Consider the following 13,203-nt stretch of genomic DNA (forward strand, 5'->3'; position numbering starts at 1 on the left):
TGGAAATAAATCCCCCCAGAAAACCCTGTAACTGGAATCGACTGCGCTTTGCTAGCAAGTGAAAACTAAAAAAACTGAATAACTCAAGACAGGCAACTAAAGGAACAATTTTTAATAGAGGGACGTAGGCTGCCACCACGAACAAAGCCGCCAACATGGTCATGTCAAACCATATATGTTTGTCTTTAAAATGATATGAGAGTGGTGTCTTATGTTCCATCGACAATATTTGCCTCTACAACTATGTATCGTGGTGGACTAAATTATGAATATTCAGCACTTACATTTCCATCACAAAATTAACCTTACACTCCATGAGATCGGTTCAAGCACTATTCAATATAACTTAATTATACAGTAAACCAACTTAAAAACGATTAAGAGATTAAACAACTGCCTGCCCTGATTGGTAACCCGAAGCAATGTGACTGGGTAAATTTATAACACTGTTTGGCAGGCGACATAGTATTATTCGTACCGCTATCATCATCGGTAATCAGTACTAAGACTGTAACGTTAGCACTTAACCGTTTGCTAATATTCTGTTCAGATAGTCGTTCAACATCCAAGAATGAAAAATATAGAACTAATGAATCTGCACTATCTTTTATCGTATTCATCTACCATGAATACAAATCTTAAATTCACTAATCTAAACGCTGATAACTAACGTACTAATGTGCAAACCCAATAAACATTATCCTACTCAATGCTATCAGCACACGAAACGTCAAGGATCATTGAAATGGCATGGGAAGACCGCACGCCATTTGAAGCTATTGAACACCTTTACGGTTTAAATGAATCGAATGTGATTAAACTCATGCGTTCCTTACTCAAACCTAACAGCTTTAGGTTATGGCGAGCACGTGTGAGTGGCCGTAAAACTAAACACCTTAAATTGCGGCCTGAAGGTATTGATAGAGCCTATTGCCCGACCCAATATAAAATGCGCTCAAAATAGCCATATCAACGATCAACTAATGTAAAAAAGGGAGATGACTAAGCATCTCCCTTTTATACTTTTAGCTGATGGTTTAACCCGCTTTTAGCATCTCACTGCAAGACATATTCAATAACTGCCTACAACGCCAAACACCTAAAATTGCCACAATTAGCGCCCCTGCGACTGGAGTAATCGCCCACCACGGCCAATGCATATATACAACCAGCTCAAACACTTGAGTTTTTAGCATGTATAAAGCAAATTCTGCCACAATCACCGCTAATAAACCGGCAATTGCACCAAGCAAAGCAAACTCAATTCCAGTAGAAGCACGAAGTAACCAACCCGATGCGCCAAAAGTTCGCAACACCGCGAGTTCTCGTTGCCGAGTTGCCATACCAGCCTCAGTTTGCGCAATTAACACCAAGGCGCTAGCTAACAGCACTAATGCCAACACCAATGACAGTGACAACGACACTTGATCTATTATTTGTCGTAACTGCTCAACCATCGCCCCAACATCAATAATCGATACCGTTGGAAATTGTTGGATAAGTTGCAACACCACTTGATTGGCGCTAAGCAGACTGCCGTCAGCCGCTAATTGCGCATCATTAAGGTGAAAACTTGCCATCGAGGTATAGGCAAATGGTGCCAACGCTTCAGGGGTGAAAATCATGAAAAAGTTGGGTTGTAGAGTTTCCCACTGAACCTGTCTAATACTGGCAACCTTCACCGAAAAGGATTGATTATCGATGTTATAGGTGAGCTTGTCGCCAAGTACAACTCCTAACCTATCTGCGACACCAGACTCAACCGATACATCATCAGCAGCTTGATTAAACGAGCCCTCAAGCAGCTTATTATTTGGCGGTAAAGTATCTCGATAGGTCAAGTTTAGTTCGCGAGAAATCCCCACTCGCCCTTCAGCACCGTTTTCAGCTTGTTTACCTGAAATCAATTCTTCGTCATTTATATGAGTGAGTCGACCGCGCACCACAGGATAAATATCGGTAGCTTTAATATGATTAATGGTTAAAAAATCATTTAACGGCTTAGCATCCTCAGGGGCAATATTAACTAGAAAGTAGTTAGGTGCATTTTCTGGTAACTGCTTTTGCCATTCATTGAGTAAATCTTGACGCAAAGCCAAGATGGTTAGCAATAATACCAATGCACTGCTAAATCCAACCAATTGCACCGCATTCTGACGAGCACGACGACGAAGCCCTGCTAATGCAAGTTGGAAAGGATTAGTAGTTTTCATGCCAATCCCATGACCAAAACGGATCATCACGAAGCCTAGAACACTGAGTAAAAAACCTAGCAACAGCACTGCAAGTACCACTGTCATCGTCAATGCTAAACTTCTTGAATACAAATACCCCAACAAAGCCATTGCGACCAAGCTTAATAATAAATGCAACCACATGCCCAGCTGCAAGCCTTCTAATTGGCGCTGCAATACTCTTAATGGCGGAATGGCTAACAGCCGCATTAACGGATAAGCAGAAAACATAAATGCACTGATAAGTCCCGTGCTAACACCTAATAAAACAGGGCGTAAATACGGTGGAGAATAAGCGGCTATCTCAGGTGGTAAAAATGCCGTAATGCCAATGTCGAGCAATAACCCGCCCAGTAACCCCAGTGCAATACCCAACAAGGTCACTAACGACAAATGCAGTCCGAATAACACCCGAATTTGCTTGCCTGAAGCGCCAAAGGTTTTCAGCATGGCAACTACATCATAATGGCGCTGGCAGTAACGCTGCGCTGCAATACCAATCGCAGCGCACGCTAAGGCAATCCCAAGTAAACTGGCTAGCAGTAAAAAACGCTCCGCACGTTGCACAGCTGAAGCTATAGGGGAATCTCCCGATTGCACATCTACCCAACGTTGACTGTTATTGAGCAATGGTTTAGCTTGTTGCTCAAACGCGGTTAATTGCTCTGCATCGCCAGTAAATTGGTATAAATACGTCACCCGACTACCGGGTTGAATAATACCCGTCGCCGCCACATCATCTAAACGGATGAGTAATACTGGCGAGGACGCAAACGGATTAAAACCAGCATCCGGTAAACGACTAATTTCTTCTGTTAGCGATAACTCACTATTGCCCAATTCAATGCTTTTAGGGTAGCCAAGCAAACCACCTAAACGATTTTCAAACCATGCTTGCCCCTTGCTTGGTAATGCTCGAGTTACCCCGTTACTCAGCTCTATATCGCCTTTTAACGGATAACCCTCACCCACAGCTTTAACAGTCACTAATTGAAACTTATCACCAGAATACACCATCGAGTTAAATTGCATGTTAGTTACGTGTGCAAGGCCTAGTTCATCCGCAACAGTAAGGACTTGAGGATCTAGTTCAACCGGTGAGTCGATAATACGGTCGGCGGCAATAAAGTTAGAGGCTTCGCCATTAATGGCCACTTGTAAACGCTCACTAACCCGCGCTAGCCCAGTGACGGATAACACTGCTAACGTAATAGCCAACACAATGAGAATTAATTGCCCTTGAGCGAGTTCACGTTTAAACAGTCTCCATGCAATTTGCCACTCCATTAATTAACCTCCGCAACAGCTTCCGCACTCACATGGGTAGCCTTAAGATTATCTGCGTATGGCTCTGATAAATGACCGTTCTCCATCACCAATTGACGTGCACAACGTTTAGCTAAATGTAAATCATGCGTCACTAACACTAGCGTGGTATCACTTTCTTGGTTTAAAGCAAACAACATATCAGCAATTTTATCGCCGTTAACGCTATCTAAGTTACCCGTTGGTTCATCCGCAAACAGCACTTTGGGTTCGCAAATAAAGGCTCTGGCAATCGCTACACGTTGCTGTTCACCGCCAGATAATTGTTTCGGTAAATGGTTTAATCGATGTGATAAACCCACACGTTCAAGCATGGCTTGAGCTTTTTGTTTGGCATCTTTCACACCGGCAAGCTCTGCGGGTAACATAACGTTTTCAAGGGCGGTTAAGGTATCAACCAACATAAATGACTGAAAAATAAAACTGACTTTTTGCTTACGAAGCGCGGCTTTCTGCTCTTCATTTAATCCGGATAATGCCACTCCATCTAACACTATCTCGCCAGAGGTAGGTGTATCTAATGCTGCTAGTAATCCCAATAGTGTCGACTTACCTGAACCTGAGGGTCCCAAAATGGCGATACTGTCTCCTTGCTTGACTTCTATATTAATGCCGTTGAGGATAGTCAACTCTCCCTCTTGGGTCACGACAGTTTTATTGAGGTTAGTTACAGTAATGGCACTGGTATTTCGATCGATATTATTAGACATACAATCCTTCTTATATTCGTCACTTAAACGCGTGCTTACCAGCATGTTTTTACTGATAGTTATGAGTGTACCGACCTATGCTGCCACGATTTTGATATTAGGTGATAGCTTAAGTGCAGGCTATGGCATGCCAGAAGATCAGGGGTGGGTAGAATTATTACGTAACCAGTTGCCTCAACATCAGGTAATTAATGGTTCTGTTAGTGGTGAAACCACGGCGGGAGGATTACGCAGGCTCCCGAGTTTACTGGCTTCAAGCCAGCCAGACTTGATTGTCATTGAGCTAGGAGGTAACGATGGACTGCGAGGTTTTCCTCCTAATAAATTGAAATCAAATCTTACAAAAATCATTACTCTGTCGCAGCAACAAGGCGCCAAGGTTTTGTTAACAGAGATTATGGTACCACCGAATTACGGCCCTAGGTATGCCAAATCTTTTACTCAGATTTACCATCAACTAGCCGAACAATATACTATTAAGTTGATCCCGTTTTTCATGCAAGATATTGCCACCGACAAAGCACTTATGCAGCGCGATGGCATTCATCCAAATGAACTAGCTCAAGACACTATTACGCAGTTGATGTTACCTTGGATCACACAAGTATTATCTGAGTAAAGACTTAAATTTGAACAAGTTTTGTTCAAGTTGTTAAAAACATTTTAATAAAGTGATCGAAAGTCATTTTAATTTAAGCATCAATGTTTAAAATGGACACTCAGCAAGCGCATAAAATAAGCATAAACATATAACGATAAACTTTAGACAACAACAAAGGCAATAAGGAAATAATATGTCCGTCAGTCGTCAAAAAAAAGTATACCTACCAACAGCAACACGTAAAAATCAATACATTACCATTGGTTTCCCGTTAACTGATGAATATCTTAATGCATACAGTGATTTAGAAACTTGTTACGATGAGTTCAGTAAACTTGTCTATCAACTAGCCGAAAAACAAGAATTGTACAACGTTCACGTTGTCACTACCGATAAATTACCTATGGTACGCTTCCACAGTGAAGCTTATTGCTTAACCACAGACGAGCAATTACGATTTTTCTATAACCCAGCACACCATGAAGCTAACCGTTTACACAGCGTTGCAGGCTTTAGAGCTAGAAAGCTAAGAATTGTATTTTTAGCCACTGGCAATGATCTTCGCAGTAATTCAGCAGAGTTTCACTCTCATGTACAAAAATTTATTGCTGAATTAAAACCATTATTACCCGTCAAAGATGTGCCGATTAAAGTTCGTGACCACCAGCATATTTCTTACGACTTCTTTGCTAAAGCCAAAGGATTAAAAGAAACCTACGGTTATAAATTACGTGCCGTTGATAGTCGCTATCACCGACGTCATTGCGAACTTCCAGAAAATGTTAGCACACTCAATTATGTCACTATTAACATTCCGGTTGACCGTCGTATCAAAAAGCAATTGCTTGCAAATGACACCACTGACTTTACAAGTGTTTATCAAAAAGTATGTGACAAGTTTGTCGAAGCGACAAATAGCAAACAATTAAACCGTGTTGCGGTTGTTGCCAACGGTAAAATACCGCTAGTGCGTAACAGTAAATATGAGCAACTAACCAGTACAAATGAGTTTCAGATGGTCGGGTTCGATCCTCATGCAGAATCACCAGCGCCGATTTGCCACTGGGACGCGAATAAGCTTGTAGATGTTTTCCGGTTTGTGATTGTCGCGGGTAAAAGTGATGAAACCGATGAAGGTTATGGTCGCTTTATGAATCAAGTTGAAGAAGCTATACGCCTATTTACCAATGAGTTCGACATTGATAAAGAGCATGTGGATGTAATCTTACGCTTCCACCAACATCTCAGTTACAAAGCTTAATCAATTGTAAGTTTTACAGTATAAAAAACGACAGCCTCGGCTGTCGTTTTTGTTTTTTATCAATAGCGTTGTGGTGCAGCACTACACAGATTGATTTCGCTCAGCAAAGCGATTCATCATTGTGTTCACAGAGAGTGAGACGCCATGAGCAATTTTATCCGCTAGCTTTTTCTTCATTTGATATTGAATTTTAATCACTTGATGAGTGTTAACCAGCTCTAAAATAACATCATCGCTGGTAGACACCGCATCAATAAGCCCTAAGTCGATTGCTTGTTGACCATACCAATGTTCGCCAGTGGCGACTTTAGCAATGTCCATATTAGGACGATAGCGGCCAACAAACTCTTTAAAAAGCACGTGAGTTTCTTCTAATTCCTGTTGGAACTTAGCTCTACCTTCATCAGTGTTTTCACCAAAAACGGTTAGAGTACGCTTAAAGTCACCTGCGGTGTGCTGCTCATAATCAATATCATGATTTTTAAGCAAACGATTAAAGTTGGGTATTTGCGCAATCACCCCAATTGAGCCCACTATCGCAAACGGGGCTGCATAAACTTTATTGGCCACACACGCCATCATATAGCCACCACTTGCAGCGACTTTATCAACGCAAATCGATAACGGGATATTGGCTTGACGTAAACGATCTAACTGGCTTGCTGCTAGGCCATAGCCATGCACCATGCCACCACCACTTTCAACATTGACCAATACTTGGTCATCTTTATCTGCGATGGTTATAATGGCGGTCACTTCTTCACGTAGTGACGATACTTCATTGGCATCTATACTGCCTTTAAAATCAATAACGAATACTTTGCCTTTGGTTAAGTTTTGTTTTTCAGCCGCTTTTTCGGCAGCTTTTACTTGCTTTTCATAGGCTTTAAATTGCTTTTTAGGCAGTAACTCTTCTTTCAACTGATGCTTTAACTGGGTCAGTTCATCTGAAATATCAGTCAGTCTCAGCTCGCCTTTATCAGATTTGTTTTTCATGCTAGCTGCCAGCACAAATATTACTACCGCTAAAATAGCGACAACAATGGTTACCGCTTTTGCTAAAAACAGGCCGTATTCATATAAAAATTCCAAAACTCGCTCCATACAGGGATGACAATCTCGACGTATTTTAACAGTAATCACCAACAAGTAGACAATAAAAAACCCAGCTAATTGCTGGGTTTCTTAAGATATTGCGTACTAATTAGTAAACATTAGTTACAGCTTTGGATCACATCACTGTTACTCACAACAATTGTAGCTTGTCCTAAACCTGCTGTTTTTGCAAAACCTGCAACTTGAGACTGCATTTCAACAGTCGCAGCAAGAGCCATTCCGTCTGTTACACCATCTACTTCACCTGGGCTAACAATCGAACTGTGATGACCTTTAGAGAAGCGTACAGCACCAGACCCTGGCGTTGTAGTATCAACACACCCTAGACCTAGCGAGGCAATTAACGGTTCAGTACCCGATAATGGGAAACCTGCAACGCTGTTAGGTAATGTTTGGTCACCTAAGTTGCCTGCCCCATCGCCAACCACTTCAATTAAATGCACTGGTAAACCAGTAGCCGCTAATTTTCCGCCATGGTTAATTGGGTCAGCAGAATCGACAGCTGTTTGCACTGCAAAAGCAAATGTCGGGATAAATTCGGCATACACGGCTTGAACTAAAGCAGCATACTCGGCACTACCTTCCTCATAACCTGCAGTATTTGCAGCAGTAACGAGAGCGGCAAACGTGCTAGACGCTGTGACATTGGCAAATAACTGTGGACCAAATGCAGCAGAACCCGCAAATGCACCAGCTAAACCACCAGCAGGCGCGACTAACGATGTTGCATTAATAGCATAAGCGTTAGGTAAAGCATCACCCGTCATAGGATTAACTAATCCAGTACTGGCATAAGTAGAGAATGTAGTGCCGACAATGCCACCTAAACTCAAACCTTGTGCACTGATTTTAGACACGTCAAATACTTGAGGTTGATTTGCAGCAGCGAGTTGTTGCGCCATTCCAGTCAATAATAATCTTAAACCTAAATGGTCTAAAGTTGCTTGACGGAAATTGTCACGCACAGTTAATGTGCTGGCAATGTTAACAAACACTAATGGATTACCATTCGTGAACGCATCAGGTGTACCTACAACAGGACCAAAAGCTGGGGCTGTTGCAGATATCTCATAAGTGCCGTCTTTGTCTAAATCAAATGAACGTGCACCATGCAATGGCATATCAATTGCAATAGTGGCAACACCAGCTGCTGCGTATGTACCAGCATAAGCTAGTGCCATTTCTTTACCGCCACCTAAACCATGCATTGTGATTGTTGTTGGCCAACCACTTGTTGGAGGGACAAAAGTTCCACCTTGCGCAGCAGTAAATGCGGCAAGCTTAGCCGCATTCGGTAAGGTAATTTGAACAGAAACAGTTTCATAACCTTTGATAGCCGGAATAGGGTTAAACTTGGTTAAATGTTTTGTTTTATCTGCAGCAGTACCATCGTCAAGTTTCCACTGTTTACCTGCAAGCAATGCTGGATTACCCAACGCAGCTTGAGGATCTACACCGTTATCAGATGCTTGTGAAAAAAAGTTAGCTTGGCTTAATGTACCAGCCTGTAAAGCTAGCAATACCGACACAGGGCTGTCACCTTGAGCAAACCAACGGCCATTAGGTGCTGTTGGAGCACCATCGACGATTGGGATCACACAGCCTGCTGATGAACAATCACCGTAAATTGGCAGTTTAATTTTAGCAGTATAAAGATCAGCCATATCGGCGACTACATAGGCTGCACCCGATGCTGGGGTTAACCCTGCAGCCTGAGCAACTGTGAGACCTGTTGGCGTAGGAGCTTGCACAAATGAAGGTGTGTAAGCAGGGTTAGAAGCCATCAATAATTTAGTGGTTTCATACACATCAGCGACTGACTGAGTGGTGAATAAACCAGAAAAACTAATCGATTCAGGGTCAACGCCATGTGTGGCAGCAACACCTTTTTCATAACTGTTGACCAGGTACTGCAGCATTTTTTGTTGTTCTGTTTCAAGCTGCTGAGTTTCAAAATCTAACTTTAACAGACCATAGGTTGTTGACGGAGCAATACCACGGCCTAAAGAGTCTTGAATAAGATCGGTAGTCACATAGATATAAGACTGGCCAGCTTTTAATGGCTTAAGCGGAACGATGGCAACTTTATTGCCTGATGCTTTTGATACGAAGTCAACCCCAAATTGAAGCTCTTCACCTACTTTACAAGCTGAAACTGAAGGCGCTGATTTACACTCAGCATCACTTGATAATGCTCCGCCCACTGTCGCTTCAAACATGCGTACTGCACCTGGTTGAAATACCGAGGCGGCATCTAACGTTAATGCATTGCCCTGTAAATCATTAGCAAGTTCGACAGTAATTGAAATTGGTGAGCTCGTTGACCATCCATCTAATGCACCTAATGCGATTTGAGGATCAGTATAGCTACCGCTGGCTTCGCCAGGGATAGATAATGTGCCATCAGTGGTTCCACTGAAGAGTAAGTCGTTTGGTAATGGTAATTTGCTATTAGCCGGATCAAACTGCACATGTGATACAGGCACTAACGGCTCAGCATTCGCTACTGCTTCGTTAAAACTGTCACCACCACATGCTGTCAAGCCAAGAGCAGATGTTATTGCAACACCCAAAATGAGTCTTTTCATCTTTTTTCCCCAAATCTTATTTTAATAATTTTGTTTTCCCCAAGAATTGGTCACAATAGTCCTAACATGCGACCATAAGGACTTATGCTAGTCCTTAACTATTCTCAAGTTAACGTAAAATTATTGAGTTAGCTACAAGTTTGTTACATGCAAATGACCTATTCTCATACAATTATTAATCATTTGTTTCAAACGGTCGTTTATTTTTTATCCGGTACTAGATTTGACGGGCGATTGCGCTAAGAGGAAAGAATCAATCATGTTGGAATATCAAGCTGCAAAAGATTTACTCAATCACAAAACAATCTTGGTTACGGGCGCTGGAGACGGTATTGGTCGTGCTGCATCAATAGAGTTCGCCAAACACGGCGCAACGGTGATTTTACTCGGCAAAACCGTTAAAAAACTCGAAAATGTCTACGATGAAATTGTTAATGCCGGTTATCCAAAGCCAGCCATTGTGCCTTTAGATATGAAAGGCGCGACCGAACAGAATTATATTGATATGGCTGATACCATTGCCGAGCAGTTTGGTCATTTAGATGGTTTATTACATAACGCATCTCAGTTGGGTGCATTAGGTCCATTTGAGCATATCGATTTAACCTCGCTTGAAACTATTTTAAAGGTCAATGTCACGGCTCAAGCCATCATGACCAAGTCGTTATTGCCTATTATGCGTAAAGCTGAACATGCTTCAATTGTGTTTACTTCAAGTAGTGTTGGACGTAAAGGTCGTGCTTATTGGGGACCTTATGCATTTTCTAAATTTGCTACCGAAGGCATGATGCAAGTATTAGCTGATGAATGTGACAATACCTCAGTTCGGGCTAATAGTATTAACCCAGGCGCGACTCGCACTGAAATGCGGGCAAAGGCTTATCCTGCTGAAGATCCACAAACACTAAAAACAGCCGAACAGATTATGCCGACTTATTTATTCTTAATGGGTAATGAATCTATCGACACCAATGGTCAAGCGCTCAATGCACAATAGTTAAGCTGCAATAGTTAAACTGTATGAGTTAAGCTGCATTAGTTAAGCTGCATTTGGACTCGCTGATATAAAAAACGGAAGCAATTGCTTCCTTTTTTGTATAAACAGGCGTCTCATTTAGAAACTCATATTCTCAGTATTCTGGCTGACTAACTTTTCACCGATACCGGTCACCATAGTTAACTGTTGCAAATCGGTAAATTTGCCGTTTTTGGTTCGATAGTCAACAATCGCTTTTGCTTTGGCTTGCCCAATACCTTTCAGTGCTTGTAATTCTTCAGCGCTGGCTTTATTAATATTGACCTTTTGCATAGCCGTTGATTTTTTCTCAATCGATTTTGTGACTTGTTTTGTGGGCTCTGCCATTGTCTTTACCGTTTCAGCGGCGTAAGAATGACTACTTAGCAAGCAACATAAACCCATTAATAATGCAGTTAATGACAATGATTTCATTAGATTCTCCTTTCCTTCCTTAGTTTGCTGGTATGCGTCCTTCTCCATTACCAAGCTCGAACGATTCAGAACGCTATACGATTTCTGAATCGGAGGCTAACTGTAGTCAACAAAACTGAATTGTACAAAAAAAACACTAAATTATTCGCTATTATCAACTGACTGAGTTTGTTTCGGTTTATTTTTGGACATCATCGACGAAGTAAACTGCTTTAATTCACCGAGTAAATGTTGATGGACGTGTGACAATTTAGGCTTATTTTGTTTGTTAAATGCAATCGGCCGACACAAGCTCATGGCTTGATAACCTAACCTTGCCGTAAGTAAACCACCACCAAGTCCTTGTGCAATTCGAGCAGATACCTTACCTGTCATTTCAACTGATAATAATTGAGTACCTAAATCGGTAATCACCTCAGTACTGCCAGCATAAATAATATTCACTACAATACTACGAATAAGCTTTATTCGGCTCCAGTACCCTAACTCCACCGCATAAATAGCTGCGACTTCATTAATCATCTTTTGATTACGCCACAAGATAATCGCCATATCCAACGCAGCTAATGGGCTTGCAGCCAATAATAATGCCGACTCAGCAGCAAAGCGGTTAACGCGTTTCTTTGCCAGTAAATCGCGTTCGGACAATACGATATCTTCGAACAACAACACGATTTCTGCATCATTATGTTCATGGCTACATGCTTGTAAATATTGTTGTTTGGCCTGGTTATTTGGATATTTAGCTAATATTGGCGCCAAAAAAGTTTTGGCTTCACCCATTTGCATGCTTTGGGATAATCGTTCAGCTGTGGTTTGATGATCACTAACTTTTTTAAGATTAACTAATTTACGCCATTCTTTAACCGTAATGACGGTGGCCCATAAGCTAACAATGGATAACACTGAAGCATAAAAACCAAATAACCACGGCCTTTGTTGAAAGGTGTCAATCAACCCCATCACAGTTTGTACGATAATCAATAACACCAAACCAATAATCGATAATGTAGCTAATAACGACCAACGTTTAGCCTTTGCAGGTTTAATGCTGTCTTCCATTGCTGCGGGTAATTCTGTTAGTGATTGCTCACAAATAAAGTCAACTTCTTCAAACGATTTAGTCGGCTTGATTGCTTGTGTTGCAAAATGAGTGTCATCTGCAACAACAAGATCTGACTCGGTAAATAATTGCGATTTTTTTATCGACGAATTAGAGGTAGTTTCATTCATAACTAATGCTCACATTTATTCTCACAATAAAACTATTAAGACAATTTATCGCCTAATAGATACTCTAAGAGATGGTCGAGACGAATGTGTTCGAATTGCGGATTATTATCATGGATATGGCTCAAATTAGGCGGTAAAAAAGCACTAAAGCTAAACCCTTGTTGTTGCCAAAACTCTGCATCTGGTAATGATGTGGGCACATCTCCTGGGTATACGGTTATTTGCTTGCCATCAAGCCCGGTACCTTTTACCACTTCTTGTTGCCCCCCCGCTACACTAACCATCCCATCTTGAGTGGCCTTAATAGCACTTATCGCCATGGTTTCAACTTCACTGCCTTCAAAGTTGGCATAATGCTGGCTTTGTTGCAGCATTGCAGTTAACAAGCTAAGCACATGGCTTTGCTGATCACGGGTCACTCTGTCTACTTGGCTGGCAGCAAATAACACTTTGTCTATCCGCGGTGAAAATAAACGTTTAATTAAGCTCGACTGGCCAAACTGAAAGCTTTCCATAATGCTGTTTAATGCACGCCCCATATCATTAAATTGTGCCTGACCATGATTGAGTGCATTTAAACAATCAACTAATACTAGTTGGCGATCAAACCGAGAAAAGTAGTCACGGTAAAAAGGCTTAACCACTTGTGATACGTACTGTTCATAGCGGCGCTTAAGGACATGG

At 41.6% G+C, this 13,203-nt stretch carries 12 protein-coding genes; 4 read left to right on the forward strand and 8 right to left on the reverse strand.

All coding sequences use genetic code 11. The features are described 5' to 3' along the window. Positions 1 to 220: hypothetical protein (locus tag H5202_RS23965; protein WP_220493849.1), on the reverse strand; the 220-nt coding region annotated here is incomplete at its 3' end. Between the two features lie 489 nt (positions 221 to 709). On the opposite strand from H5202_RS23965, the gene H5202_RS11390 reads away from it, so the two are divergent. Continuing rightward, entirely contained in the window at positions 710 to 964 is a 255-nt protein-coding gene (locus H5202_RS11390; protein WP_182772178.1) for a TIGR03643 family protein, read from the forward strand. Positions 965 to 1,037: 73 nt separating this feature from the next. Here H5202_RS11390 and H5202_RS11395 read toward each other — a convergent pair whose 3' ends face one another. After that, entirely contained in the window at positions 1,038 to 3,521 is a 2,484-nt protein-coding gene (locus H5202_RS11395; protein WP_182772179.1) for an ABC transporter permease, read from the reverse strand. Continuing rightward, a complete protein-coding gene (locus H5202_RS11400; protein ID WP_182772180.1) occupies positions 3,521 to 4,270 on the reverse strand; it encodes an ABC transporter ATP-binding protein in 750 nt (249 codons plus the stop codon). Before H5202_RS11400 ends, H5202_RS11395 begins: the two co-directional genes overlap by 1 nt. Before the next feature lie 61 nt (positions 4,271 to 4,331). Between H5202_RS11400 and H5202_RS11405 the strand changes: the two genes are divergently transcribed. Both H5202_RS11405 and H5202_RS11410 read left to right on the forward strand, forming a co-directional pair. Next, the gene (locus H5202_RS11405) at positions 4,332 to 4,889 is read left to right on the forward strand and encodes an arylesterase (RefSeq protein ID WP_182772181.1); all 558 of its coding nucleotides are present in this window, start codon (positions 4,332 to 4,334) and stop codon (positions 4,887 to 4,889) included. 175 nt (positions 4,890 to 5,064) lie between these two features. Further along, positions 5,065 to 6,132 (forward strand): DUF3083 family protein, encoded by a 1,068-nt coding sequence (locus H5202_RS11410; RefSeq protein WP_182772182.1) that lies wholly within the window; start codon positions 5,065 to 5,067, stop codon positions 6,130 to 6,132. An 81-nt stretch (positions 6,133 to 6,213) separates the two neighbouring features. Here H5202_RS11410 and sohB read toward each other — a convergent pair whose 3' ends face one another. Both sohB and H5202_RS11420 read right to left on the reverse strand, forming a co-directional pair. After that, positions 6,214 to 7,224 carry a protease SohB gene (gene sohB / locus H5202_RS11415; protein WP_182772183.1) on the reverse strand — a complete coding sequence of 337 codons (1,011 nt, stop codon included), beginning with the start codon at positions 7,222 to 7,224 and terminating at the stop codon, positions 6,214 to 6,216. Between the two features lie 122 nt (positions 7,225 to 7,346). Next, positions 7,347 to 9,836, reverse strand: a complete 2,490-nt coding sequence (locus H5202_RS11420; RefSeq protein ID WP_182772184.1) for a VolA/Pla-1 family phospholipase — start codon at positions 9,834 to 9,836, stop codon at positions 7,347 to 7,349. Between the two features lie 259 nt (positions 9,837 to 10,095). Between H5202_RS11420 and H5202_RS11425 the strand changes: the two genes are divergently transcribed. Continuing rightward, positions 10,096 to 10,833: a YciK family oxidoreductase gene (locus H5202_RS11425; protein WP_182772185.1), complete on the forward strand. Its 738-nt coding sequence runs from the start codon at positions 10,096 to 10,098 to the stop codon at positions 10,831 to 10,833. Positions 10,834 to 10,950: 117 nt separating this feature from the next. On the opposite strand, the gene H5202_RS11430 is transcribed toward H5202_RS11425, so the two are convergent. The 3 genes from H5202_RS11430 to H5202_RS11440 form a co-directional block, all read right to left on the reverse strand. After that, the gene (locus H5202_RS11430; RefSeq protein WP_182772186.1) at positions 10,951 to 11,286 is read right to left on the reverse strand and encodes a ComEA family DNA-binding protein; all 336 of its coding nucleotides are present in this window, start codon (positions 11,284 to 11,286) and stop codon (positions 10,951 to 10,953) included. A 141-nt stretch (positions 11,287 to 11,427) separates the two neighbouring features. Next, entirely contained in the window at positions 11,428 to 12,519 is a 1,092-nt protein-coding gene (locus tag H5202_RS11435) for a TIGR01620 family protein (RefSeq protein WP_182772187.1), read from the reverse strand. 35 nt (positions 12,520 to 12,554) lie between these two features. Next, a partial coding sequence (locus tag H5202_RS11440; protein ID WP_182772188.1) for a YcjX family protein occupies positions 12,555 to 13,203 on the reverse strand: 649 nt, incomplete at its 5' end.

Source organism: Shewanella sp. SG41-4 (genome assembly GCF_014164505.1).
In the GTDB taxonomy this organism is placed as follows: domain Bacteria; phylum Pseudomonadota; class Gammaproteobacteria; order Enterobacterales; family Shewanellaceae; genus Shewanella.